The following is a 26,981-nucleotide window of genomic DNA, read 5'->3' on the forward strand; positions in this document are numbered from 1 at the left end:
GTGCAATGGATGAGACAACCCATTGCACCTTATTTTCAAGCGTTTCCACAGCTTCAAGCGTTATGCGAAGCGGCGATTGACTGTTTACTTATACAATAACGTGGTCAATCTTTTTCAGCTCGGGCAAATTATAGAAATACAGCCCCATGATAATACCGATAAAGCCAATAAAGGCAATGTATAGTGCTGGTGAAAAGCTTACTAAAGTTGTGGCATAACCAAGACCAAAAGGTATCAGTACACCAACGATACCGTAGGTCACATTATAACAAAAAGAGATACCTGTGAGACGCACGTTGGTTGGAAACAATTGCACCAAGATAGCAGGAACCATACCGACAATACCAGCACAGAATCCCAAAAGCGCGTACATAATTAAAATGTAATCGCCACCTGCTTGTAGATGATAAAAGAAGGCTAGTATTTGAGCAATGAGGAGTATCGAACCAATTACTAGAACCTTACCAAAATTCTCATGATTAGAAATTATCCCATAGAATATACAGCCAAAAATCATAAATACGATGCCCAAGCTATGGGAGAATCCAAACAAATCGCTGTCTAACGTAAAGTTTATCTCTATCAAGTCTGGCAATAGTAGAACAACCACAGAGGTAATGCTAGAAATCACTAACGTCAGCACCATGCCGACAAACACAGAGTGTTTGCAGTGTTTAAAGAGTATGGTAAGCGGCTTGCCTGAGTTTTTGCCGGCATTTAATTTTGTAAGTGCCAGAAAAAAGGGTGTTTCTCCGATGAATCGCCAAAATAAGAGTGGTAAGAAACTAAGAGCCGCCGCTACTAAAAATGGTAAACGCCAACCATAATCAGTTAGCTCAGTCGTCGTCATAAAGCTAGATAACCACATAAAAAAGGCATTTGAAAACAGCACACCTACAAAGAAGCTAGCAGTCGCATAGCTACAGGCAACTGACAGATATTGTCTGGGTACATGCTCTGCTACAAATACCCAAGATAGCGGTACATAAAGACCAAACGCCATACCCTGTATGATTCTTAACAATATAAATAAGGCAGGCGCAGCAGCCCCCCATTGTGCATAAGTGGGTAAAAATGCCATTGCTAGGAGACTACATGCGGTAACTATTATACTTAGCAATAAAACTGGCTTTCTACCTTTTATATCACCATAACGACCGATGAGAACACCTCCGATTGGACGTGCTAAATAACCGATAACAAAAAGCCCCATTCCTTGCAGTTTAGCAACTCTAGGGTCAGCATTAGCAGGAAAAATCGCCGCTGAAACAATATCTGAGATATACAAGTAAATCAAAAAATCAAAAAAGATTACAGCGCTGATAAAGCTTACGAATATGACTGTATTTTTGTCTTTTTTAGACATCAGGGCGTATTGAGAACGAGTCGGCATAATAGATCACGCATCCACAGGGTAAAGTGGCCATTAAGACGATCATCGTTTAGATAATCGGCCATGATAAAAACCGGCAAATCAAAGTATATAAACAATGATTCGCCGAAACAGTAATTTTGTGTGTTGTACTAGGAACTTTGATTACAGGATCTGGCCTTTAACAGAAGCGAGACTGCACATCCTGTACTTTTAAGGACTATTTAGAAAAGAGTTTACATATTACAGCAGCCAGTCGATGGGTAGCCAAGACATGATAGTAAGCCAAACATGGTCACCCATGTCCACTCGTGGCTCGGAGTCATAGACGACTTTTTTGCCATCTTCCATCGTGTGCCACTCTAGACTACCATTGTCTAGCAGCTTGACCTCATACGCTTGATTTAATAGATCGTCGCTCAAAGCACCATGCAACTGCCTTGCTAGTTCATCATCATTAATAATCACGCCCATTTCGGTATTGATATTGGCAGAGCGTGGGTCAACGTTGTAGGAACCGATAAAGACTTGATAATCATCTACTGCAAACGTTTTTGCGTGCAAGCTGGTCGAAGATTGACTACGTGCTCGCCACAGTTTATTGTCACGTTTTTCTTCAGCAGCGGTCGATTTAAGCTCATATATTTTGACGCCTGAACGAAGCAGTCGAGGTCGCCACTGGCTATAACCAGAATGCACGGCAGTCACATCGGTCGCATCAAATGAGTTGGTTAATATCTTAATATCGACACCAGCTTCAGCCAGTTTAACCAACGTATCGACGCCATCTTTGGTCGGTACAAAATAAGAAGAAATAATCGTCAATTTCTTGGTTGGGCTACCAAGCAAGTTACGCAACTGATGTACCAAATTGGTATCAGCAGGAACCGTTTTGCTTAGTTTGCCAACATCATCACTTAAGAACTGCATGTCTGTCCAACGAAAAGGCACACGCTTATTAATCAAGTCACTATCAATCGTCGAGTCTTTGATCGCAGCTTTATAAACAGTCAAGCTGCTGCCTTCGTTGTTTTCTTCATCCAGACCGAGCTTATCTAAGGCCTTTAAAAAATCAGGCGTAACGTCATCATCAAATTTTGCTAAGGTCTCGATATCAAATGATAAAGGCGATGACCAATAGTCATAAAAACTGTTATCAATATCTGCGACGACTTTACCAATCAGTAAGACATCCAAATCTGCAAACTGGCTGCTTTGGTCATTACTAAGGTATTCGTTGCCGATGTTACGCCCGCCGATGATAGTAATCTGCTTATCAAAGGTCATGCTCTTATTGTGCATGCGGCGATTAATACGCGGCAAACCAGTCACATAGTTCAACGTCGGAAACTTACGATGCATCAAAGGGTTGATGATGCGCACCGCAATGTTAGGATGGCTAGCAAAACGTAATAAATGCTGGTCAAACTTGGCACTATTATTAAAATCATCTAACAATAAGCGCACGATCACGCCGCGTTCAGCTGCGTCCCATAAGTCTTTTAATAGAAGCTGGCCAGCCTGATCGTTATGCCAAATATAGTACTGTGCATCAATATTGCGCGTGGCCATATCTGTCAAGATGCTACGAGCAGCAAAAGCATTCGCTCCGGTTACGATTGGGTGATAACCAGACAAGTCAGGATGAATATCGTTCTGCGCACTAATAGCAGAGACCAAATCAGTACTGCTGGTCTTAATCGGCTCACCTTGCGTCGTTTGCTCGTCTGAATATAGCTCATGTACACGTTCTGATAACGCTTGGCTTTCCGGTAAATGTGGCTGCTTGGGCAAACTCTGGCAAGCACTAAGACCTAAAGTCAGTCCTAGGGTTAGACTCAACGATAAGCTGCTTGGTTCTATATTGAACATCGACATAACGAATTTACCTTAATGAGCCTAAATGTACTGATAAATAATGATTCAGAGTGCTGAAACCACTCTTTTTAGACGAATTACCAGACTGTTGTTGTATTATGCGTGGCAAAATCTAAATCGTCGTTAAGCTTAGCAGCTGTTGCGATATCTGCCTATTATAAATACGTTATTTTTGTTAGATTTAGCGCATGAAATCATTGTTTTTTAAGTAGTGTTTAATTATATCTGTGGCATATTTTAAGCAGTAGAATTGATACATCTTCGGTATTCGAAAATAATATTTAGTGGCCATTTGAAACCAGCTGTGCGGAATAAGTCGACATGATATGATAACGCTGATAAATTCGGTCGATAATCAGAAGAATAAGCAGTCATTTTATTTCAATTAAAAGACCAACCAATAAAATACTAATCAATAAAATACCAACCAAAGTAATGGAACGTTTATGAGTCAGTCGCAAAACCATGATGAGAGCAGTTTGAACAAGTTAGATCCAAACTGGCGCAACGATGCCTTAGATTTAGGGCTTGATTATGGCATGCAGACCATTGCAGTGCGGGCAGGTCAACACCGTACGGACGAAGGCGAGCATTCAGAGCCTATTTTTACCACCAGCTCTTACGTTTATCGTTCAGCCGCTGATGCCGCTGCTCATTTTGACGGTACAAAAACAGGCAATGTCTACTCTCGTCATACTAATCCAAGTGTACGTACTTTTGAGCGTCGCTTGGCTGCATTAGAAAACGGTGAACGTGCGGTTGCGACAGCTTCTGGTATGGGCGCTATTTTGACCATGTGCTTGGCATACCTAAAAGCGGGCGACCATTTGCTAGCGGCCAACCAGTTATTCGGCTCATCTATCGGTCTGTTTAATAATTATATGGCCAAGTTTGGTGTTGAAGTCAGCTACGTTGATTGCTTCGACAATGAAGCATGGGCCAATGCCGTTCAACCAAATACCAAGGTGATTTATTGCGAAAGCCCAAGTAATCCATTGGCACAGATTTGCGATATCGGTTATTTGAGTCAGCTATGTAAAGCCAATGACATATTACTCGTCGTCGATAATTGCTTTGCAACGCCAGCATTGCAGCGCCCGCTAGACTTGGGTGCGGATGTGGTCATTCACTCTGCGACTAAATATCTGGATGGTCAGGGACGCGTATTAGGCGGTGCGTTGGTCGGTAGTGATAAACTGATGCAAGAAGCGTTTACCGTGGTGCGCTCAGGCGGTATCAGCATGAGTCCATTTAATGCTTGGGTATTTACCAAGGGGCTTGAGACGCTTAAATTACGTATGCAAGCGCATTGCCAAAATGCCAATCAAGTGGCAGAATTTTTGGTCAATCATCCTAATGTCAGTACCGTACACTTTTCAGGCTTGAGTGATCATCCTGCACACGAGCTTGCCACACGTCAGCATCATATGAAAGATGGCTATGGTGCTATCATGGGTTTTGAAGTCAAGGCATCTGATAGCCGTGATACCAAAGAAGCGGCGTGGCATGTGATTGATTCAACACAAATGGTCTCTATCACCAATAACTTGGGCGATGCCAAAACCACGATTACTCATCCTGCAACCACCACGCATTTCCGTCTAACTGCTGAGGCTCGTGCCGAAGCTGGTGTCAAAGATGGTCTGATTCGTCTATCGGTAGGTCTAGAAGATGTGGAAGATATTATCAAAGACTTGGCACGTGGTTTAGACAGTTTGTAAAGATAGCGGTATAATCTGCATTAACGCATTGCATTAACTTTACGTTATTAATTATTCATTACTATACGCACTAGCATAAAATACAAACCATAAATAACAAAAGAGGCAACTATGAACATTCAAGCATTGATGCAACAAGCACAAACGATGCAAAAGAAAGTAGAAGCGAACGTTGAAAACGCTAAGAAAGAACTTGCTAACAAAGAAGTGCAAGCAGAAGCGGGCAGTGGACTAGTTAAAGTAACGATGACTGGTCGTCATGTGGTTAAGCGTTTGACTATTGATCCAAGTCTGTTAGAAGATGAGCCAGATATGATCGAAGATCTTATCGCTGCTGCTATCAATGATGCGGTTCGTCAAGCAGATGCACTATATGAAGAAACGATGGCTGGCGCGACCTCGGGCATGGGTCTGCCACCAGGTATGCAAGGCATGTTTTAAGCATTAAATACTTCATACTGAAGACAAAAATGGGGTTGTTATCGATACGATACGACCCCATTTTTATAGCTACGATTTATAAATTCAGTTAGATAAAGTCAACTAAAGGAAGCTACTTTGCTTACAGCCAAATTTGATCAGCTGGTCAAACAGCTGCGTATATTGCCAGGCGTCGGTCAAAAAAGTGCCCAACGAATGGCGCTACATCTGCTCAGTAAAAAACGCCCACAAGGTATGGCACTCGCCCAAGCACTAGATGAAGCCATGCGTGATATTGTTGAATGTCAGCGTTGCCATAGCTTTAGTGATGAGGCTGTATGTCCGCTATGCCAAGACCCTAGGCGTGATGACAGTTTACTCTGTGTGGTCGAGACAGCAGCAGATGTGATGGCGATTGAGCAGACAGCTGGTTACCGTGGTCGTTATTTCGTGTTGGGCGGGCATCTATCGCCAATTGATGGTGTCAGCGCCGATGACTTAAATATTGATCAGCTCGTATGGCGAGTGAAGCAAGAGCCTGTCGAAGAGCTAATACTTGCAACAGGTACGACTGTCGAAGGTCAGACTACGGCGCACTTTATCAGTGAGGCAGTCAGTCGTCATGTCAATAAAGTGACGCGCTTAGCTCAAGGTGTACCGATGGGCGGCGAGCTTGAGTATTTGGATAGTATGACGCTTGGTCAAGCCATGCAAAATCGTTCTTTTTTATAATGTTTTGATTGCTTCAAAGTCTTACCCAATTCATTTCTTGGAATTGTTATAATTACTTTATTATTGTTTATCTTTTAATTTTATTAAGGCGCGGTTTAGCGTTTTATTTTCTCCTATTAATGCAGGTATCTGCCCGTGTCCAATAACGTTTCAAACGCCTCAGCTCAATCAAATGCTTCTGATACCAATGATGGCTTATTACAAGAAGCCGCTAATACTGAGCCAATGTCAGCAGCCACTTCATCTGAGTCAGCTGCTAATAATCCAGATGTTGAAGTACCTGATATTGAGGTGCTAGATATTGATGCACTGTTGGATATTGCCGATGACGTTGCTATTACTTGGGTACGTAAGCAAGGCGATTTAGATGAAGTTATTGATGCCTTAGCGACTTGCGGACGCGTAGCCTTAGATACTGAGTTTATCAAGCGTGATACTTATTATCCGCGCTTGGCACTGGTGCAGTTGAATACTGGCGATCATGTTTATCTACTGGATGCACCGCAGCTACAACTAACTAAGCTGTGGGAAGCGCTACGCAAAGTAGATGTGGCTATCTGGCACGCTTGCGGCGAAGATTTGGGCATTTTTTATCTGTTGTCTGGTTGTCCGCCATTGACCAATATATTTGATACGCAAATAGCGTTGTCTTATCTAACGGGTCAATTGCAAATGGGGTATCAGCAGGCACTGGCCGATCAGCTAGATATGCATATTGATAAAGAACACAGCCAGTCTGACTGGCTCCAGCGTCCGTTGACAGATGAGCAAGAGCAATATGCCATCGATGATGTGCGTTATTTGCCAGCGCTGTATCTCAGTATCGAGCATGAGCTTAAGGCGCAAGGTTTATATGATTATGTCTGGGCCGACTGTCAGCTCTATGCCAGTGATTTGTATGACACGCAACACGTCGAAGATGAAGCGATGTATCTAACGATGGCAGATTATCGCTATAACTCGCAGCAAATGGCGATACTCAAAGGAGTGGCTACATGGCGAGAAGAGCTGGCACGTGCGACCAATCAACCCCGTACCTTTGTGATAAAAAAACAAGCAGTACGTGAGATTGTCACTGAAAAGCCAAACAGTATGCGCGAGCTGGCACACAAAACAACCATGCACCGTAGTATGCTGCGACTATATGGCGAAGAGCTGCTGAAAGTAATCAGAGATGCCAAGAGTCTACCCCCTACAGAGCATCCAGACTGTCTAGTGCCACCATATCGCTCAAAAAATAAAGTATTATCGAAAGCAGTGCAGCAAGCGATTGATGAGCATGCGCGTGAGATTGGTATACCTGCTAGCGTATTGATGCGCAAAAAATGGCTAGGGCAATTATATGAAGTGGTTGCTCTTGATAAAGACGTGAGCGAACTGCCGCAAGGGCTAAAAGGTTGGCGTAACGATTGGGTTGTTAAAATCTTAATTCCAGTCATCAAAAAGCATAAAACCGAACTGCAGCAGGGCATGGGTATTCGTGTTCAATAAGGAATCGTTCGATAATACGGTGTTTAATAAGGCACCGTTTAACAAGAAATCGTTCGACAAAAATGAGAACTGACCTTCAAGTATTCATACAGCTCTTAGCGTTTAAATCGTCCATGCTCTAAAAAGTATCGAGTCTGCTCGGCGACCTCTGGATTTACTAGCATGCCAGTATGTGAGACTGGCATGATGATATGATCAGCTGCAGACTCTATTTTCGTCTCCTCTATATATACTGTCCCGTCATGTGCAAGCTGCTCGTTAAGGGGTGGCTTGTCAGATTTGCGCAGTTTGCGATTATGATATTGTAAGAATAGCTGACCTAGACCATAAGGGCGGTTGCCAGCGATAACGCCTAGCGTTACATGTTTGGGCAATGGCGCGACTGTGCCGTCGAGGGCGTCGACATACGAGCGACCTACGACAGCAGGAGTTAATCGCCAGATATAATCTGCACAAACACTGCCTATATGTGGTGTCCCTAGCGTCACGCAACGTCCAATTTGCCATTTTGGGTACTGAGCGACAAAATCACGAATGATCAAACCGCCTAAACTATGCCCGACCAAATCTATAGGATGATCTGGGTGATGGTTTGTTTCTAGCCAGCTATTTAGGCGAGCGCTATTGGTTTTGATACCATCACGCATACTACGGTAGCCATACTGATGGGTATCAAATCCTGCTGCTTGCAGGCGCTTGGCTAATGGTCGCATGATCCATGGGGTTTGGTGTAGCCCGTGAATTAGAATGACGCGAGTTTTTTGTTTAGGCGCTTTATGTTGCATAGCAGTGTCCAATGGTTGCTTCAGAAATTTAAGATAAATAGCTTATTATCAATATAAGCTTTTATTACATTGAGTTCTTATCGTTTATTTTATTGATAATATTACCTGCTAACGTAATAGATAAAAAGTCAGACAAATAAAAACCTCCTAGTCAGCTGCTGACTTGGAGGTTTTTTACTACAGAGAATAACTATCCGAAATAATAATTACATATAGTTTTCGATACTTGGGCAAGAGCACATTAAGTTCTTGTCACCATAAGCATCATCGACACGAGCGACACTTGGCCAGAACTTGTTTGCACGGATGTACGGCAGTGGGAATGCAGCAGTCTCACGGCTGTAAGGATGCGTCCACTCTTCGCTAGTAATCATAGCAGCCGTATGCGGTGCATTGACTAATGGGTTGTCTTCTAGCGTCCAGTTATCTTCACCAGCTTTGGCTTTCATGGCTTCAGCTTTGATAGATTTTAGCGCACTGATAAAGCGATCCAACTCTTCTTTTGATTCAGACTCTGTTGGCTCAATCATAAGCGTGCCAGCGACTGGGAAGCTCATCGTTGGCGAATGGAAACCATAGTCCATCAAGCGCTTAGCGATATCGCTTTCTGTGATGCCAGTCTCTTCTTTTAACGGACGAATATCGATGATGCATTCGTGAGCCACGCGGCCATTTTTGCCTGCATACAAGACAGGGTAGTGACCTTTTAATTCGGCTGCTACGTAGTTGGCGTTCAGTAATGCCAGCTCCGTTGCTTTTAATAGACCATCACGGCCCATCATAGCAATGTACATCCATGAGATAGGTAAGATGCTCGCTGAACCATAAGGTGCTGCTGATACTGCTGAGCAGTCCTTTTGTGCATTGTGTACAGGGCTCAAGGTATGGTTGGCCATAAATTTTGCCAAATGCGCCTTCATACCGATAGGGCCCATACCTGGACCACCGCCGCCATGCGGGATGCAGAAGGTTTTGTGCAGGTTCATGTGTAGTACATCAGCACCAACGTCTGCAGGCTGCATCATGCCTACCTGAGCATTCATGTTCGCGCCGTCCATATAGACCTGCCCACCATGTTTGTGGGTCAAATCACAGATATGACGGATGCCTTCTTCGAATACACCATGCGTCGATGGATAAGTGATCATTAGCGCACCTAGGCGATCGCTGTACTCTTCACATTTGGCGGTTAAGTCGTCGATATCAACGTTGCCATTTTCATCAGTTTTGACCACGACCACTTGCATACCCATCATCATGGCAGTAGCAGGGTTGGTACCGTGCGCCGACATAGGAATCAAGCAAACATCGCGATTGGTTTCGCCCAATGACTCATGATAACGGCGAATCGCTAACAGACCAGCATATTCACCAGAGGCGCCAGAGTTTGGCTGCATAGAGACATCATCAAAACCAGTAATGGCTTTTAATTGATCTTGCAAGCTATCGATCATCGCGATATAGCCAGTGACTTGATCGCGCGGTGCAAAAGGATGCACGTTGGCAAACTCAGGCCAAGTAATCGGTAGCATCTCACTGGTGGCGTTTAGCTTCATGGTACAGCTACCCAGTGAAATCATGCTGCGGTTCATCGCCAAATCTTTGTCTTCAAGCGACTTTAGGTAGCGTAGCATTTCATGCTCGGTGTGATGCGAGTTAAATACTGGATGAGTCAAAATGTCATCCGTACGTAGGTGTGCGCTATCTAGAGAGACGCGAGCTGTTTCAGGTAGATTATGTGACTTGTTGACGAATAGCTGAGTCAACGTGTTGAAGTCTTGCTGATCGCTGGTTTCACTAAAGGCAACGCTCAATTTGGTGTCGCTTAAACGCCATAAGTTGTAGCCGACGTTGTCTGCATTTTTGAAAATTTGAGTAGCCAATTTTTCTGAACCACAATCAACCACGACTGTATCGAAGAATTGATCATGTACCACGCTCAAGCTGCTGTCGTTAGATGCTGTGATAGCGTCAGCAAACGCAGTGGCAAACGCATGAATACGAGTAGCAATACGTTTTACGCCGCCTGGACCATGATATACCGCGTACATACCAGCGAGGTTAGCTAGTAATACTTGTGAGGTACAGATGTTTGAGTTGGCTTTTTCGCGGCGGATATGCTGCTCACGCGTTTGTAGAGCCATACGTAATGCTGTATTGCCTTGTGCGTCTTTTGAGACACCAATGATACGACCAGGCGCTGAACGCTTTGCTTTATCGGAGAACGCAAAGTAAGCGGCGTGTGGACCACCGAAGCCCATTGGAATACCGAAACGCTGAGTACTACCTAGCGCTACGTCAGCACCCATATCGGCTGGTGATTTTAATAACACCAAGCTCATGATGTCACTGACGACACTGACGTAAGTCTTGTTTTCTTTTACTGCACTGATGACGTCTGTTAAGTCTTTAACGTCGCCTTCAGCACCAACGTACTGGAATAGCGCACCGAAATAGTCGCCTGATTTAGCCGTTTCAAAATCACCAACAACGACTTCCCAGCCGAAGTATTTCGCACGAGTATTGATAACATCCAGCGTTTGTGGATAGACACGCTCATCGACGAAATACTGTGTTGATTTGCTTTTGCTCACACGCTTTGACATCGCCATTGCTTCTGCCGCTGCCGTTGCTTCATCAAGTAATGACGCACCAGCTAACTCAAGACCAGTCAAATCGATACATACTTGTTGGAAGTTCAGCAATGCCTCCAAACGACCTTGAGCTATTTCTGCTTGGTAAGGCGTATAAGCGGTATACCAGCCTGGATTTTCAAGGACGTTGCGCTGAATGACCGCAGGCATACGAACAGGAGAGTAGCCTTGACCGATATAGCTCTTATTGACGGTGATGTCATCTGCCATAGTGCGTAGTTTGGCAAGTGCCGCATGCTCACTCATCGCTACTGGCAAATCCAACTCTTTGTGCAAACGTACCGGCTCAGGCACAGTGTCATTGATAAAGCTTTGCATATCTTTATAACCAACAGCGCTGAGTAGGTCAGCTTGCTTGGTCTCGTTCGAACCTAAGTGGCGATAGACAAATTCAGCTTCGTTGAACAATCCTTGAAAGGTATCAAACGATGGGTTTTGAGAGATAGTCATGACAATCCTTGGTTAAGGGAGTAATAAACAAAATAGCAATTAAGGGAATAATATGAGCGGTACGTTATACGTAATGCACAAACTGTTTTTGATCAAAGCGGAACTGAGTGTTGTAAACGCCATTGTCAGCACGCTCACCTGCGCCAACCATCATAACGATATGATGGTCGTCGCTAAGATTGAGCAACGCTTTCATGGCAGGCTCATCAAAGCCGCCCATAGGACAGCTATCAAAACCATGAGCACGTAGTGCCAACATTAGGTTTTCGGCGGCAAGGGCGGTGTTATTGGTTGCCCAGTTTTTGGTGTCTTCAAAGGTATAATAAGGCGATTTGATTGGGCCTTTTACGCGTCTGACCACTTGCGTCGCGCCCCATTTTGCAGCCGAAACCACGTTGGCTGGGCCGCGCAAAAAGTCCATTGTGACGACTTTGTTGTAGTAGTCTTTCACTTTCTTTGGCACTGGCTGGTCAGGATATTCGCGCAATACTTGCTTAGCGTGATCGTGCCAAACATCAGTACGAGCAACGATGGCAATCAAACGGGCTGATGTTTTTGCGGCGTTTTGGTTCATACAGTTTTTGATGGCGCGTTTGCGATTGTCAGCATCATCGATAACATAAAACTCCCACGGCTGTAAGTTGCTAGAGTTTGGTGCTAGCATGGCCAAACGCAGACAGTCTGCCAGTACGTCGTCAGGGATGGGCGTGTCAGTAAAACGGCGCACGGAACGGCGTGATTCTACGATATCGCGAAAGGCTTGTAGCTGCGGCGTATGGTTTGGTGTGGCGATGGGGTCTTTATTATCGGTGTTGGCATTCATATTGGGATCCATGCTGAGAATTGGGTTATCAGTTTGCGTCGTTATTGATAGCACGTATTCATTGGAATTCGAAGAGGTGATCAATACGAGTCAATGAGATAACGCTTGGTAGCAATAACATCGGACGATAATGATTGTTGGAGATCTATATATAAAGCTACTTTCAAATAACAAGCATGGTCACTAAGACAATACTTTTAATGAGAAAGGTTTTTAAATCGTTTAAATAGGGAGTATAGATACCAGCTGCTGCCAGTATCTATGTTGTTTAGTCGGGGCTAGTGCTTTGTACGAGCTAATATCTTACAAATGTTAATGTCTTGCGAGAGCATGATTAGCTTACGTGCTTAGCTTATAAGTCGCTTTCGTACTCGTCAGCAGTCATTAATGCTTCGTAGTCAGCGATGTTGTCAGGCTTCATTCTGAAGAACCAACCTTCACCGTATGGGTCAGAGTTGATGATTTCAGGATCATCTTCTAGTGCTTCGTTGATAGCGATCACTTCACCTGAAATAGGGGCATAAACGTCAGAAGCCGCTTTTACTGATTCAACAACTGAGATTTCGTCATCAACAGCGATGATATCGCCCACATCTGGTAGCTCAACGAATACCACATCACCCAATAGATCTTGAGCATGGTCAGTGATACCAACAGTGATCGTACCGTCGTCTTCTAGGCGTAGCCACTCGTGACTAGCAATATATTTTAGCTCTGCTGGGATGTTGCTCATGGTCTCTCTCCTAAGTGATAGAGGTTAATTAACAAAAATAATGGAGGCTAGGCGTGTTGCCATTTTTATAATTGCGCGCAAAATGACAACGCGCTCTAATGATAGAATTTATAAGACCTAAGAGTCAAACTGTTGCTTGCCGTTACGGACAAAAGGTAGCTTTAGTACGCGTACATCGACGAATTTACCTTTGCCGCGTAGATCGACTTGTACGCTGTCATCTTCTGATAAGCTGGTAGGTACACGAGCAATCGCGATTGAATTTTTTAGGCTAGGGGAGAATGTACCGCTGGTGATAATGCCAGTTTGCTCGTTATCAGTGCCTTGATTGATAGTCACTGTCATGCCTTCACGCAATACGCCGCGCGTGGTCAATAGCAAGCCCACTTGCTTCATAGCGGTGTTGTCTTCTTTTGACTGCTTACGTTTGCTGACCAATGCTTCACGACCGACAAAGGCGCGGTCGTCTTTGAGCGCTAGCGTCCAGCCCATGTTGCACTCGTAAGGGCTGATGGTCTCGTCCATGTCATGGCCATAAAGGTTCATGCCTGCTTCCATACGCAAGGTATCACGTGCGCCAAGACCGGCAGGTTTGATGCCATTTGCTTTTAGCTGCTCAAAGAAAGCAGGGGCATCATCGGCATGCATAATGACTTCGACGCCATCTTCACCAGTATAGCCGGTACGAGCCACAAACCAATCAGTGCCTTCGATATCGGTCAAATCAGCACCAACGAAAGGTTTTAGTCCTGCTAAGGTATCTGTCCAGCTTGGTTTGGCCTGAGCCAGTTTTGCAATAGCATTTGGACCTTGCACGGCAAGCATAGCAAGCTCAGGTCGCTCGGTAATCGTAATATCGAAACCTTCGGCGACTTTATTAAACTGTGCTAAATCCTTGTCACGAGTGGCTGCGTTAGAGACGATGCGGTACTCAGTTTCTTCTGCATTCATCAGGTAGACGATCAAATCATCGATAACGCCGCCTTGCTCATTGAGCATGCCAGAGTACAGCGCTTTACCAGCGGTAGTGAGTTTGTTGACATCGTTTGCGAGCAGTTTTTGTAGCCATGCTTTGGTATCAGCGCCTTTGATATCAGTCACAACCATATGTGAGACATCAAACATACCTGCATCTGTACGTACCGCTTCGTGCTCTTCGATTTGTGAACCGTAATGAATTGGCAATTCCCAACCAGAAAAATCGACCAGTTTGCCCTCACTATCAATATGAGATTGGTAAAAAGGGGTGCGCTGAGGGGCTTGGGTGCTGCTAGAGTCTTGAGAATGGGTATCAGTCATAACAAATCCTTATGTGTACATCAGTCGTACTCGGCAGAGTAGGGAGTGATGCGCAACGTAAAAGTAGCGAGAAGCAATATTGCAAGGCGCAAATATCACATCAAAGGGTGACACAGAAAGCAAAGATGAAGACGTAAGCCAAACAGACGCTATACGTCAGTTTGAGCTAAAGCCCTATCTGTCCTGTGACCTGAGATTTTCAACACGAACCATCATTTTTGGGCAGTTGTATGAGCCCTATCATCGATGATAGCGTATTTTCTCCCCTTCGGTGGGTAAGACGTCGTCCGTTCTTACCACTCTCCAGATTTGTTATGCCTTATGTTTGATAAAAAAGTAGTGCGCTATGAGCGTCATACTACTAAACACTATCAAACAACAGTGACATGCGTTTTTCAGTCCTTTTACCTGAGCGATTGGCAGGGTGGATGCGCCTTCGGTGGTTATCTAGCAATTGCGATAGTTGTATAACCAATAGGGTTTAATACAAAAACGATGCTGATAAACTCTCTCCTGAAAAACGCTTTTATTATGAAAGGTTCAAAGCGCTTTTACAAGTCATCAAAGCCATTAAAATAAATAAATTTGGCAAAAATAATGTTTTGATAGGGAAGTCTGTCAAATAGGTTATGTTTTACAATGATATTTTTATCGCTCATATCAGCGTTTTGTCTGTGTGTTTTGACAAAAATTACCATAGCAAAACGCAAAGCGACTACTGGTATTTGCCTGAAATATGCTAACCTACGCCCATAGTTTCTGATAGGTGGTTTTTATGCATTGCGATATTTATAAATTTCCAAAACATGACGACATGTATATCTACATTGCGCGTCCTGATTATCCTGACGATACTGATGAGATCAAAGACTGGCTTGGCGTATTACCAAAAGATTTCCGTGCAGGTTTAGGCCGTAGTAAGTTCGTCATGCATTTGGACTTATCAACTAAAGATAAGCTCGCTCGTGTCGATAAAGAAGAAGTACTGGCAAAATTACAGTCTCAAGGTTACTTTGTGCAGTTGCCGCCGCAAGACGTGATGCGCCGCCAAGCAGAGCTGCGTGCTCGTGAATCGCAGGACAGCATCTACAATTAATAGATTTGTCAGCAAGTAATTGTGGTAGGACATATCAATGCGCTACCTTAAAAACGGCGTCAATAAAAACCTACGACACACTTGCTCACATGCATTTGAGTAGAGAGTCGTGATAAACTGACACCCTACGCAAGGTACATACAAGCCTACATAATGCATAAGTTCATTATGTAGTTGGCCTCATTCTGGTTCTACAGAACGCACATATACCGCTAGACACAGATTGTGTCACCGGCGATAAACGCAGGTAAATAAACACGCATGGACTGGTTAAAAAATATCTTACATAGCTTACCGCTAGAGTCTATCAGTGACATTCTCGGTGAGATTGCCATTTGGTGGGGCCAAATGGTAAAGGATGTCCCGCCCGCTGATTTGCCTATGTATGCTTATCTGGGCGGTGCTGTTTTGGTACTAGTGCTATGGATACTCGTTGCTCGTGTACTGCCAAAGCCGCTAGGTGGAATGAGCTGGATGGTTCTGTTTGCAGTATTGCTAGCACCAGGTACAGCACTTGGCGATCCGAGCGAGCTTGCACCAGCCAGCATTAGCGTCGTCTATGCTGTAATGATGAAAGATTACGCAGGCGCAGTTGCCAATATGCTGCCGATATTGGTGATACTGGTCGCAGGGCTGTTTGTTGGTTTTGTATGGCAACTGATACGCAGCGCATTTGCATCAAGTTTGGACAAAGCCCGTAGTCGCAGCGCAGAAGATACACAGGCCACATTGCAAATGACCACAGGCAGTTATTTGCCAGAAGGCGCTACCGTAACCGAACAGCCCGACACTAACGTGAGCTTAAAAAAAGACAGTACATTGGCTAAGAAAACGGATAGCGATACGTCTGATAAGTGATAAAAATAGGCTAGGTATTAAGATAGTACTATTGTTTTAGAATTTATTTTATACCCGAATAAAAAGACACCGCTGCGTGTCTTTTTTTGTGCTCGATTGTTTATTAGGCAAATAAATAATTGCTCACTATGAACTGAACATAACAATTGTTAATAAATGCGAACGCATGAGTATTTTGGCAATGCATCAGGCTGTGCTAATCTAATTTATTCTTTACTAATTTATCCTTTATTAGTCATTTATGTTTTAGACCTATCCATTTATAACAACTCATCTATAACAACAATCGAGATCTGATTATGACCACAGCTGACAATACTAAGCAAAACTTTACTGGTACCAGTAGTTATATTGCTACCGATGATTTGCAACTGGCCGTAAATGCCGCCATGACCTTACAAAAGCCATTGCTGATCAAAGGAGAGCCTGGTACAGGCAAGACGTTGCTTGCCGAAGAAGTTGCTGAGAGCTTGGGCATGCCATTGATTACTTGGCACGTCAAATCGACGACTAAGGCTGAGCAAGGACTGTACGAGTATGATGCAGTATCACGCCTGCGCGATTCGCAGTTGGGTGATGACAAGGTCTATGACATTGCCAACTATATCAAGCCGGGCAAGCTGTGGGACGCTTTTACCAGTACAGAGCGTAGCGTACTACTGATTGATGAGATTGATAAAGCCGATATCGAGTTCCCAAATGACTTGCTACATGAGCTTGATAAGATGTCTTTTTATGTTTATGAGACGGGCGAGACTATTACTGCGGCGCAGCGTCCAGTAGTTATTATTACCTCAAACAATGAAAAAGAGCTGCCAGATGCGTTTTTGCGTCGTTGCTTTTTCCATTATATCGACTTTCCAGAAGAAGAAACTATGCGCCAAATCATCGAAGTGCATTTTCCAGACATTCAAGAAAAACTGGTCAATGATGCGTTGGATATTTTCTATAAACTGCGTGGTATTCAAGGTCTTAAAAAGCCGCCATCAACGTCTGAGTTGGTCGACTGGTTAACCTTGTTACTTGCTGATGATATGGCTCAGGACGAGCTAGAAGAAAATCTGCGCGGCGAAAAGTCTATCCCACCATTATATGGCGCGTTGCTCAAAAACGAGGCAGATGTGAGTTTATTACAGCGTTTTGCCAATATGATGCGTCGATAATGTTTGCCGCTTGCGTTGGCTTTAACCTTTTATATCCAATATCGAATGTCTGATGTAAAAGTCAGCGTAAGCGCTCAACCTGTGACTGTACCAATTAATGATATCAGCAATATCACCAGATAATAATATCAGCCAATAAGTGATACGACTCTTATGTTTATCAAACTATTCTATACCTTGCGTACTTACGGCGTGCCAGTCAGTACGCGCGAGCTGCTCGATCTCAATGCCGCGTTAGATAAAGGGCTGATGATGCAGTCGCATCCTGAAGATCCAGCACTGACTACTTTTGCTAGCCGCGAAGATATGTATCGGCTGATTCGACTGTGCATGGTCAAAGACGAGCGCCATTTTGATAAGTTCGATCGAGCCATGGCGGATTATTTTGAAGGTGTCGATAGTCTCGATATGGATGAGCTATTAGCCAAGCTAACGGACGTGCCCAAAGAATGGCTGGATCTAAAGCTCGACCCAAAGAATCTGACTGAAGAACAAAGACGCCTACTAAAAAAGTACGGCTCGCTTGAAGAGCTGATGAAGGCGTTAGAGGAACGGTTAAAAGAGCAAAAAGAGCGTCATCAAGGTGGTAGTAAATGGGTAGGAACGGGCGGCACTTCGCCATTTGGTGCCTATGGTGACCATCCAGAAGGAGTGCGCGTCGGCGGTGAGTCTCGCAAACGTAGCGCAGCAAAAGTCTGGGAGCAGCGTAAATATCGCAATCTCGATGACGATAATCAGCTCGGTACTCGCCAAATTCAAATGGCGCTACGCAATCTGCGTCAGTTTGCACGGACCGGCAGTGCTGACGAGCTAGATATTCATGAGACGATTAAGCGTACGGCAAAAAAGGGGGTGCTCGATATACATATGCAAGCGGAGCGCCGTAACCGCGTCAAAGTGCTGATGTTGTTTGATGTGGGTGGCAGTATGGATATCCATGTCGAAGCGCTCGAAAAACTGTTTTCTGCGGCAAAAAATGAATTTAAAACATTAGAGTTCTTTTATTTTCATAACTGTTTGTATGACTATGTGTGGAAGGACAACAATCGTCGCCATAGTGCGCCGATGCCAACGTTTGAGCTACTCAATAAATATGGCCGTGAGTATCGTGTTATCTTCGTCGGTGATGCATCGATGTCACCTTATGAGCTGATGACAGTAGGCGGCAGCGTAGAATATATGAATAATGAAGCGGGCATCGTATGGCTGAAGCGCGTACTTGAGCATTTTGATAAAGTCACTTGGCTCAATCCTGAAAACCCATCATATTGGCAATATACACAAACCATCGTTGAGATCAAAAAGCTGTTTGAAAATAAAATGTACCCGATGACACTACATGGTGTTGAAGAAATGACTCAATATATGGCGCGGTAATTTTGTTATTCAGCCTGATTGATGAATAAATAAATAGAGCCTACTAATACAGCTTAAATCTTTATAAAAGCAGCCGTTATGACAACATAGCGGCTGTTTTTTTGTTGATGCAAATAAGATCGATATTAATTGTATATTGGTATGCCTAACAAAGTGTGTTAACATTCATTTAAAATGAATGTTATAAATATTCTGAATTGAACTGCTAAAGATTTTGACGACCACTGTAAAAAGGTCTGCTCATTATTGCCAGTTTAGACGGATTATTTTTAACATTTCAATTTATCAATGCAGTTAATGACTAAGAGAAACAACATGGCCTCACCAAAAACGTTAGAAATCGTCACCGCAACTGTTCCTGTACTTGAAGAACATGGCGTTGCGATTACCACTGTGTTTTACAAAAATATGTTTAATGAGCACCCTGAGCTGTTAGATATTTTTAATGAGACCAATCAAAAATTGGGAAGACAGCAGACGGCACTAGCAATGACGGTATTGGCTGCTGCCAAGCACTTGGACAAGTTGGCTACGCTATTGCCACAAGTGACCCAGATTAGCCATAAACATAGAGCCTTACAGATATTACCTGAGCATTATCCTATCGTCGGCAAACATCTAATTGGGGCGATAAAAGAAGTGCTAGGAGAGGCAGCCACTGACGACATCATTACCGCTTGGACAGAAGCTTATGATGAGATCGCCTCCGTGTTTATCCAGATTGAACATGGCATGTATGAAGAAGCAATGTGGCAGGGGTTTGCGCCTTTTAAAGTGACCGAAAAGGTAGCGGCTGCTACGGATATCGCAGCCTTTACAATAGTGCCAGTGAACGACAATGAAGATAGTAATCAAGATATTGACCTGAGCAAATTGACCTTAACCGCTGGTCAATACATCACGGTGAAAACAGACCCAAAAGACAGCGACCATATAGCCTTACGTCATTATTCTTTATACTCTGCCAGTACTGATGCAGGCATTCAGTTTGCTGTTCGACGTGATAACCGTAATGAGCATCATGGGTTGGTTTCTAACTATATGCATGATCAACTAGAAGTCGGTGATACGGTTTTATTATCGGCACCAGCTGGTGACTTTGCGCTCAATCAAGATTTGGTACAGCAAAATGATATTCCATTGGTATTAATGAGTGCAGGGGTCGGGGTTACGCCTGTACTGTCTATGCTAGAGGCGCAAGTATTAGCCAATCCTAAACGACCTATTATATGGGTTTATGCATGTCAAAATATCGCCCATCATGCTTTCTCTGATCAGGTAGAAGTATTACTCGAACAGGCTGAGAGCGTAGAAAAACATATCTTTTACTTTGAGTCTGGGCAGATATTAGATGAGACATGGCTTGCTACCTTGCCTAAGCCTGCTGATATCTATGTGTGCGGCTCGATGCCATTTATGGAAAGTATGATTGATGGGTTGGTAGCATTAGATCATGGTGCCGATAGCGTTCACTACGAACCGTTTGGCCCTAAAATGAGCTTGGGTGGTTAGTTTTTAGCGATTGTTAGCCATTAATTATTACCAATAACAAAAAAAGCACTTGAATGACAACGTCATTTCAAGTGCTTTTTATTGAACGCAATATAAGAAGCAATAGGAGTTAGATATTAACATTGAAATATAGATGCGTATTACTCTTTATTTTCAACCAATCCAATCATCACGCCCATCTCTTTTTTATCCTGCTTATCGATACTAGGCGCATACAATGCTGAGGCAATACCACCGTCTAAAAACAGCGCGTTTGAACAACCTAACTCATTCTTAAATAGTTCTGCAAACTGATAAAAGGTCACAGGCTCATAGCTATTAACGAGCTGTATACTGCCATCACGGCAAACACCTGCACCATTACGCAGTTTGATTGAGCTGCTATCAGGGTTGAACTTTGGGTGTATCTCGTCATTGATGACCAGCATAGGACCCGACTGCGTCGCATACCAAGGCTGCACATCACCATTGCTTATCTGCTCATTTAACGCATTACTTTCGGTGATTTGCACGTTGCCAGCTTGGTCCCACCACATAACCCCATTAGGTAATAGATGAAAATTACCGCCACCTTCTTTTGTATTTAGCGATTTGAGTTCTTTGCCTTCGATGACGGTATAGCCAATCGGCGCATAGTTTTCATTATACATGCCTGCATTCATCGCAAATTTGAGGGTCTCATGATTCGGTAATGTGGCCAATAACGCATCAAAGGTCAGCAGAGGCTCATTGTTATCAGAGGATTGCCAAAACAGTTGTAATGAATAACGCTCGCTCGCTAACGCGGTAGCATCGACACGGCAAATACTATAAGCAAAGGGCGTGTCTTTAGTCTGACATGACCAGCTATCGGTATCGCTACTAGTCGCATTGGTATTTGTCTGCTGGCAAGCGCTCAGGCCTAGCGCAAGCACTATCGTTGATAAGAATAAGTTAAAAATAGAACTTGGCATCAATCACGCGTCTTTTAATGTGTAAATTATTTGAGTTTGGTTACTATCTACCGCTTAATTACTCCTTCATCACTACTTTTTAAATACAACGATTTAGGCACTGATTCAGTCATTAGTAGGCGGAAAGTCACGGATTGTATTGTTCACATTACCAATTAATCGTCCACCATCGGTGAGATTGGTCAAGTGCTCAGAATTATACCCAGCGCTGTGTTCTGTTGGCGCGCCAGTTTCCTTGCCCTTATCACGCGAGTCTTTGTTATAAGCAATGAGTGCGTCATTATTGGCTAAGAAGCTATCAGGGTTTGCCATGACCCACATCTGGTTAAATACATCGGCACGGGCACTATGATCGAGCAATGCGCCTTTATCAGTAAAGTAGAAGAATTTGGATAACAGCTTAATCTGCCCATCGTCTAAGCGGCGTGCAATATGATACGGCTGTAATTGGCTAGGATGCTGTAAACCAACCGCACCTACGATACTGGCAAGCGATTTTAGCGTGTTTTTATGGAAACTTGCAACACGCTCAGCTTTACTAGGGACGTCGAGCGCCTTTTGACGATATGGATCTTGGGTAGCTACACCCGTTGGGCAAGTGTTGGTATGACAAGAGCGCGACTGAATGCAGCCAACCGCAAACATAAAGCCACGTGCTGAGTTACACCAATCGGCACCTAGCGCAATCATGCGAGCGATATCAAAGCCTGAGACTATCTTTCCACTGACGCCAAGCTTAATTTTGTCACGAATACCTGCACCGACTAAAGTGTTATGTACGAGCAAAAACCCTTCAACCATTGGCATGCCGACATTGTCCATAAACTCAACGGGCGCTGCACCTGTGCCGCCTTCTGCACCATCAATAACGATAAAGTCAGGGTAATTATTCGTCTCTATCATCGCTTTGACAATCGCCATAAACTGCCATGGCTGACCAATACATAGCTTAAAGCCAACTGGCTTGCCACCCGATAAATCACGTAGCTGCTGCCAAAAGGCGACAAGCTCGCGCGGGGTGCTAAATGCGCTATGCGAAGAGGGCGAAATGCAGTCTTGACCCGTAGGCACTTGACGTGTGTCCGCAATCTCTTGCGTGATTTTACTAGAAGGAAGGACGCCACCTTTACCAGGCTTGGCACCTTGTGAAAGCTTAATTTCAAGCATTTTAACTTGCGGATCGACAGCTTTTTCAGCAAAAGACTGTGGATCAAAGTTACCATCATTATCACGGCAACCAAAATAACCCGTACCCAACTCCCAAATCAAATCACCACCGAACTTACGATGATAAGGGCTGATCGCGCCTTCGCCTGTGTCATGGGTAAAACCGCCGAGTTTTGCGCCTTGATTGAGTGCCATGATGGCGTTTGCTGACAGGCTGCCAAAGCTCATCGCTGAGATATTAAATACCGACATATCGTGTGGCTGCTGACAACGCTCACCACCGACCATAATACGAAAGTCTTTGTTTTCTAGTGGGGCACTGATGGTAGATTGCAAAAACCATTCTTTGCCATGAGTATATAAATTATCTAGCGTACCAAAGGCATTAGTGTCACTAACGTTCTTAGCACGTTGATAGACTAGCGCACGCTGCTGACGTGAGAACGGTACTTGTTCTTTATCGTCCTCAAGCAAGTACTGGCGAATCTCAGGACGGAAATCTTCCAACACATAGCGAATATGTCCAGCGACAGGGTAGTTGCTCAATATCGCGTGCTTAGACTGAATCAAATCATAAATACCAAGCGCCACAGCCAAACCACCGATTACAATCAGCCACCAACTTACCAATAATAAACCCGCTAACAGAATTAAAATCGCCGCGCCAAACGTGCTATAGCGAAGTAATAATCCGATAAAGTACGGCGAACTGGTTTTGGGTTCAGGGTTTAGATTGGTACGAGATTCAGGCATAGCGAGGCTCAATAGTAATGATTGATATAGATAAGATGCTTACATTGGTCGCGTACATCATACACGCATGACGTCATTACGTCGGTATCAATGGGTAACAGTTTGGTCAGAATCACTTTCGTTAGGAGCTGCGTTAGTTCGGTTGCACAAACAAGTAATGACAGTATATGCAATAAAGTGATTAAAAATAGCTCATATGCTACTTTAGATAGCGAAAACCATCGAGCAGGGTAGCCATAATATTTTAAGAAGATATTTCGATGAAGACATGCTGACAACTATTGATCCATTTGATGCGGTGCAATTGGCATATGTGATTGAGATTTGTATTAATCATAGAAACCAAGCGCCAGCAGGGCGCTATCTGTATGCCAACTCCAGAACTCAGCTAAAAAGCAATAACGACAGCGACCGACTGCGTAAGTATCTGCTAAAGTTTGGGCTGAGGTTTGATGGGTTAAAACGACAAGATCAAAAAGGATAAGACATGAATAACACAGGATTCGTGGCAGGAACGCTCGTGCATACGGATAAAGGACTAGTGCCGATTCAGGACATTAAAGTCGGCGACTTAATTTTATCAAAGCCTGTACTCTCCAAGCCTGAAGATGGTAGCGGTGACATAGAGTATAAGCCTGTCATAAGTACGTTTACATCCCCGAAAAAGGAAAGAATCTTTAAAGTTGAATACTTTAACGAAACGGTAGCCAAGCAAGGTGAGAAGGGTAGAAACTATATCTTATGTACCAGCAACCACCCATTTTGGGTAACTCGGCAGCCTGAAGATTTAGAGGGTGAGTGGTTATCGGCGGAGCGTTTACCAGCTGGATATCTAACGTCTGCTCATGGTGATACGATTGCACTTGATGATTACTCGTTTATCCCTGTACGCACCTTACCTAACTTCCCTGAAGGTACAGCGTATACTCAAAGTATTGAGGAACATGACTTATGGGAGACAGATGGTCTGGTTCAGTTTGTGAAATTTACGGATGATGGCTACCAGTTTGTCAGTTTAGCCAATACAGAAGAAGCGTTCAAAGAAGAAATCAAAACTGTCAATCTGCAAACTTCTGATGCCAAGTTGCTCATCAATGAAAAGGCACCCTTTATTATAGACCCTGATCTTTATAAAACATTGAATGTAAGATTACGTCAAGACATAGCGCCTAAGACACATAGTGCAGAAAGGTTTGTAAGAGAGATGCACTCACCTCTAATATTTGAGGGAAAAATAATCAAAGAAAATAGAATTGGTGATGAAGGTTTATTCAAAAAAGCTTTAGCCAGTATCAAAAAGTATGGCGATTCAATGGGATTAACAGAAGAAAGTATCCATGAGCAGATGCGACGCTATAACGATGTCTGCCCCAATCCTTATGAAGACTATGTCTATAACATAGAAGTGGCGGACCATCATACGTATTTTGTTGGACACGATGCCGTGTGGGTATTAGACGCTAAAGAGCCAGCCAATTAACCAGCTCTTTAGTTTATATCAATAGAAAAGTGTCATGACTGGCTAAAAGGCTTATATCTTCACCATATTACTGTTTTAAACCCCGCCACCAATCCGCTCTGCCAACGCCTGCAATTTTGGCACTATCATCGCAGCATACTCATCCGCTTCCCAATTAGCGCTTGGTACACTGGCATTCAGCGAATACGCGTATTGTCCTGTTGCGACATCATATACGCCAACCGCGACTGCTAATATGTCAGTAGAGAATTCCCCATCAGACACGGTATAGCCATACTTTTCATAATGCTCTGCCGCGCTGTCTAGGGCAGTTTGCGCATGGTTATAATCTTCATCAGACAAATTCTCTTGTAGGTTGCTAATGATGACCGCCTGTCTCGCTTGCGTACTTACCGCATAAAAAGCACGTCCAATGGCAGTGCGTGCGACAGGTACGGCGGAGCCAACCTGTAAATTGACCGATAGACGAGCAGGACTACGGCAACAGGCGTGATAGCGCATTTCTCCTTCGACTTCGGTTGCCAAATTCACCGATACTTCGTTTTCACTAGCGAACTGCCGTAATAGTGGTTCAGCTGCTGCCACCATATCATGACGACTCCACGCGGTCGCACTGAGCCGTACAGCACTACTGCCCAATTGATACTGTCCGTGCTCAGTGACACGTAAAAAACCGAGCATGGTCAAAGTATGAATAAGGCGAGTAATGGTTGCTTTTGGTAGTTCGGTCATTTGACATAGCTGCTGATGGGTGAGCCGCTCATGGTGCTCAAAAGCCGCCAGTATGATCAGTCCCCGTCCCAATGCCGTCACAAACTGGCGGTCATTCTCTTCCTTATTTTGACTCATTGTTGCATGCATGCGTTCGAGTAGTGGAGTAACTGTTGATAAGGGTTTTGTCATTTTATACTCATCTTTTTTTGATAAAGGTTTACAGCGCAGCGAAAGTTTGGTTAAATGGTTTTAAATTATGAAACTAAGTTTCGCACAGCGGAATAATGAAGTCAATGACTTGTTAGACCAAATGATGTATCAATCACTATTCGTCAGTCAGGATGACTGATACCAAGGAGATCCACATGGCAACATCTACTAGCCCACGCTTTGATTGGGAAGATCCTTTTTTACTACGTGACCAGCTCACTGAAGAAGAGCGCATGGTCACCGACAGCGCGCGTCAGTTTTTTCAAAAAGAGCTGATGCCTGGCATTATTGAGGCCAATCGCAATGAGAATTTTGACCGTAATATCATGCGTCAAATGGGTGAAATGGGTCTGCTTGGTGTCACGATTGAAGGTTATGGCTGTGCTGGCTTATCGAGTGTTGCTTATGGTCTGATTGCCAAGGAAGTAGAAGCCGTTGATTCGGGCTACCGTTCAGCGATGAGTGTACAATCAAGCCTAGTGATGCATCCTATTTGGGCGTATGGCACAGAAGAGCAAAGAGAGCGTTATTTGCCTAAGCTTGCCACAGGTGAGTATGTAGGCTGCTTCGGTCTGACTGAGCCAGATTCAGGATCTGATCCTTCATCGATGTCTACTCGTGCGCGCGCTGTGGATGGCGGTTATGAGCTGACTGGCAATAAAATGTGGATCACCAACAGTCCTATCGCTGACGTATTCGTCGTGTGGGCAAAAGACGATGCTGGCGAGATTCGCGGTTTTGTTTTAGACAAAGGTATGAAAGGATTATCTGCGCCGAAAATCGAAGGCAAGTTCTCATTACGTGCGTCAGTCACGGGTGAGATTGTCATGGACAAAGTATTCGTCCCTGAAGCCAATGCTTTCCCAGATATCCGTGGTCTAAAAGGGCCATTTGGCTGCTTGAACAAAGCCCGCTATGGTATCGCTTGGGGTTCGATGGGTGCGGCAGAATTCTGTTGGAAAGCCGCTCGTCAGTACACGCTCGATCGTAAGCAGTTTGGTCGTCCGCTAGCCGCAACGCAGCTGGTACAGCTAAAGCTGGCTAATATGCAGACAGAAATCACCTTAGGTCTACAAGCAGCGCTACGTGTCGGTCGTTTGATGGATGAAGACAACGCAGCGCCTGAAATGATTTCACTTATTAAGCGTAATAACTGCGGCAAGGCGCTTGATATCGCTCGCATCGCTCGTGACATGCATGGCGGTAACGGTATCTCTGATGAGTTCCATATTATCCGTCACGTGATGAACTTGGAAGCCGTCAATACTTACGAGGGTACACATGATATTCATGCGCTTATCCTAGGCCGTGCACAGACAGGCATTCAAGCGTTCTTTTAA

At 44.1% G+C, this 26,981-nt stretch carries 22 protein-coding genes and 2 riboswitches; of the genes, 12 read left to right on the plus strand and 10 right to left on the minus strand.

Translation table 11 applies throughout. The features are described 5' to 3' along the window. Positions 1-88 precede the first annotated feature (88 nt). Complete coding sequence (locus JMY00_RS06690) at positions 89-1,393, minus strand: MFS transporter (protein ID WP_201579564.1); 1,305 nt, start codon at positions 1,391-1,393, stop codon at positions 89-91. A gap of 222 nt (positions 1,394-1,615) precedes the next feature. Continuing rightward, the gene (locus tag JMY00_RS06695) at positions 1,616-3,250 is read right to left on the minus strand and encodes a phospholipase D family protein (RefSeq protein WP_201579565.1); all 1,635 of its coding nucleotides are present in this window, start codon (positions 3,248-3,250) and stop codon (positions 1,616-1,618) included. A gap of 446 nt (positions 3,251-3,696) precedes the next feature. On the opposite strand from JMY00_RS06695, the gene JMY00_RS06700 reads away from it, so the two are divergent. From JMY00_RS06700 to JMY00_RS06715, 4 genes are all read left to right on the plus strand, one after another. Then, a complete protein-coding gene (locus JMY00_RS06700) occupies positions 3,697-4,971 on the plus strand; it encodes an O-succinylhomoserine sulfhydrylase (protein ID WP_201579566.1) in 1,275 nt (424 codons plus the stop codon). A 111-nt stretch (positions 4,972-5,082) separates the two neighbouring features. Continuing rightward, entirely contained in the window at positions 5,083-5,412 is a 330-nt protein-coding gene (locus JMY00_RS06705) for a YbaB/EbfC family nucleoid-associated protein (RefSeq protein ID WP_045445429.1), read from the plus strand. Between the two features lie 117 nt (positions 5,413-5,529). Next, positions 5,530-6,123, plus strand: a complete 594-nt coding sequence (recR, locus tag JMY00_RS06710) for a recombination mediator RecR (RefSeq protein ID WP_201579567.1) — start codon at positions 5,530-5,532, stop codon at positions 6,121-6,123. Between the two features lie 135 nt (positions 6,124-6,258). Then, the gene (locus JMY00_RS06715) at positions 6,259-7,614 is read left to right on the plus strand and encodes an HRDC domain-containing protein (protein WP_240990677.1); all 1,356 of its coding nucleotides are present in this window, start codon (positions 6,259-6,261) and stop codon (positions 7,612-7,614) included. A 95-nt stretch (positions 7,615-7,709) separates the two neighbouring features. Here JMY00_RS06715 and JMY00_RS06720 read toward each other — a convergent pair whose 3' ends face one another. The 5 genes from JMY00_RS06720 to gcvT all read right to left on the minus strand — a co-directional run bounded on the left by JMY00_RS06720 (position 7,710) and on the right by gcvT (position 14,358). Next, on the minus strand, positions 7,710-8,399 hold the full coding sequence (locus JMY00_RS06720) for an alpha/beta fold hydrolase (RefSeq protein ID WP_201579568.1): 690 nt from the start codon (positions 8,397-8,399) through the stop codon (positions 7,710-7,712). Positions 8,400-8,605: 206 nt separating this feature from the next. Then, positions 8,606-11,503 (minus strand): aminomethyl-transferring glycine dehydrogenase, encoded by a 2,898-nt coding sequence (gcvP, locus tag JMY00_RS06725; protein ID WP_201579569.1) that lies wholly within the window; start codon positions 11,501-11,503, stop codon positions 8,606-8,608. Positions 11,504-11,567: 64 nt separating this feature from the next. Then, positions 11,568-12,326, minus strand: coding sequence for a nitroreductase family protein (locus tag JMY00_RS06730; RefSeq protein WP_201579570.1), 759 nt, complete (start codon positions 12,324-12,326; stop codon positions 11,568-11,570). 352 nt (positions 12,327-12,678) lie between these two features. Further along, complete coding sequence (gcvH, locus tag JMY00_RS06735) at positions 12,679-13,059, minus strand: glycine cleavage system protein GcvH (protein ID WP_057760766.1); 381 nt, start codon at positions 13,057-13,059, stop codon at positions 12,679-12,681. A 117-nt stretch (positions 13,060-13,176) separates the two neighbouring features. Further along, the gene (gene gcvT, locus JMY00_RS06740; RefSeq protein ID WP_201579571.1) at positions 13,177-14,358 is read right to left on the minus strand and encodes a glycine cleavage system aminomethyltransferase GcvT; all 1,182 of its coding nucleotides are present in this window, start codon (positions 14,356-14,358) and stop codon (positions 13,177-13,179) included. Positions 14,359-14,526: 168 nt separating this feature from the next. Further along, positions 14,527-14,675: riboswitch (glycine riboswitch) on the minus strand. A gap of 69 nt (positions 14,676-14,744) precedes the next feature. Next, a riboswitch (glycine riboswitch) is annotated at positions 14,745-14,884 on the minus strand. 249 nt (positions 14,885-15,133) lie between these two features. Between gcvT and JMY00_RS06745 the strand changes: the two genes are divergently transcribed. From JMY00_RS06745 to JMY00_RS06765, 5 genes are all read left to right on the plus strand, one after another. Continuing rightward, entirely contained in the window at positions 15,134-15,454 is a 321-nt protein-coding gene (locus JMY00_RS06745; protein ID WP_057760762.1) for a YcgL domain-containing protein, read from the plus strand. Positions 15,455-15,715: 261 nt separating this feature from the next. Next, positions 15,716-16,312 (plus strand): hypothetical protein, encoded by a 597-nt coding sequence (locus tag JMY00_RS06750; protein ID WP_201579572.1) that lies wholly within the window; start codon positions 15,716-15,718, stop codon positions 16,310-16,312. 299 nt (positions 16,313-16,611) lie between these two features. Continuing rightward, positions 16,612-17,475: a MoxR family ATPase gene (locus tag JMY00_RS06755; RefSeq protein WP_057760758.1), complete on the plus strand. Its 864-nt coding sequence runs from the start codon at positions 16,612-16,614 to the stop codon at positions 17,473-17,475. A 153-nt stretch (positions 17,476-17,628) separates the two neighbouring features. Then, complete coding sequence (locus tag JMY00_RS06760; protein ID WP_101205694.1) at positions 17,629-18,852, plus strand: VWA domain-containing protein; 1,224 nt, start codon at positions 17,629-17,631, stop codon at positions 18,850-18,852. Between the two features lie 315 nt (positions 18,853-19,167). Further along, positions 19,168-20,364: a globin domain-containing protein gene (locus JMY00_RS06765; protein WP_201579573.1), complete on the plus strand. Its 1,197-nt coding sequence runs from the start codon at positions 19,168-19,170 to the stop codon at positions 20,362-20,364. A gap of 140 nt (positions 20,365-20,504) precedes the next feature. Here JMY00_RS06765 and JMY00_RS06770 read toward each other — a convergent pair whose 3' ends face one another. Further along, the gene (locus JMY00_RS06770; protein WP_201579574.1) at positions 20,505-21,317 is read right to left on the minus strand and encodes a phosphodiester glycosidase family protein; all 813 of its coding nucleotides are present in this window, start codon (positions 21,315-21,317) and stop codon (positions 20,505-20,507) included. Between the two features lie 105 nt (positions 21,318-21,422). Beyond that, the gene (locus tag JMY00_RS06775) at positions 21,423-23,237 is read right to left on the minus strand and encodes an FMN-binding glutamate synthase family protein (protein ID WP_201579575.1); all 1,815 of its coding nucleotides are present in this window, start codon (positions 23,235-23,237) and stop codon (positions 21,423-21,425) included. Positions 23,238-23,505: 268 nt separating this feature from the next. Between JMY00_RS06775 and JMY00_RS06780 the strand changes: the two genes are divergently transcribed. Together JMY00_RS06780 and JMY00_RS06785 are read left to right on the plus strand one after the other, a co-directional pair. Beyond that, positions 23,506-23,721 carry a hypothetical protein gene (locus JMY00_RS06780; RefSeq protein ID WP_201547797.1) on the plus strand — a complete coding sequence of 72 codons (216 nt, stop codon included), beginning with the start codon at positions 23,506-23,508 and terminating at the stop codon, positions 23,719-23,721. A 3-nt stretch (positions 23,722-23,724) separates the two neighbouring features. Further along, a complete protein-coding gene (locus JMY00_RS06785; RefSeq protein WP_201579618.1) occupies positions 23,725-24,717 on the plus strand; it encodes a hypothetical protein in 993 nt (330 codons plus the stop codon). A gap of 75 nt (positions 24,718-24,792) precedes the next feature. Here JMY00_RS06785 and JMY00_RS06790 read toward each other — a convergent pair whose 3' ends face one another. Further along, entirely contained in the window at positions 24,793-25,620 is an 828-nt protein-coding gene (locus tag JMY00_RS06790; protein ID WP_240990678.1) for an IclR family transcriptional regulator C-terminal domain-containing protein, read from the minus strand. Positions 25,621-25,796: 176 nt separating this feature from the next. Here JMY00_RS06790 and JMY00_RS06795 point away from each other — a divergent pair, with 176 nt between their 5' ends. Continuing rightward, positions 25,797-26,981: an acyl-CoA dehydrogenase gene (locus tag JMY00_RS06795; RefSeq protein ID WP_179799224.1), complete on the plus strand. Its 1,185-nt coding sequence runs from the start codon at positions 25,797-25,799 to the stop codon at positions 26,979-26,981.

It is taken from the genome of Psychrobacter sp. Pi2-52 (assembly GCF_904846705.1).
In the GTDB taxonomy this organism is placed as follows: Bacteria; Pseudomonadota; Gammaproteobacteria; order Pseudomonadales; family Moraxellaceae; genus Psychrobacter.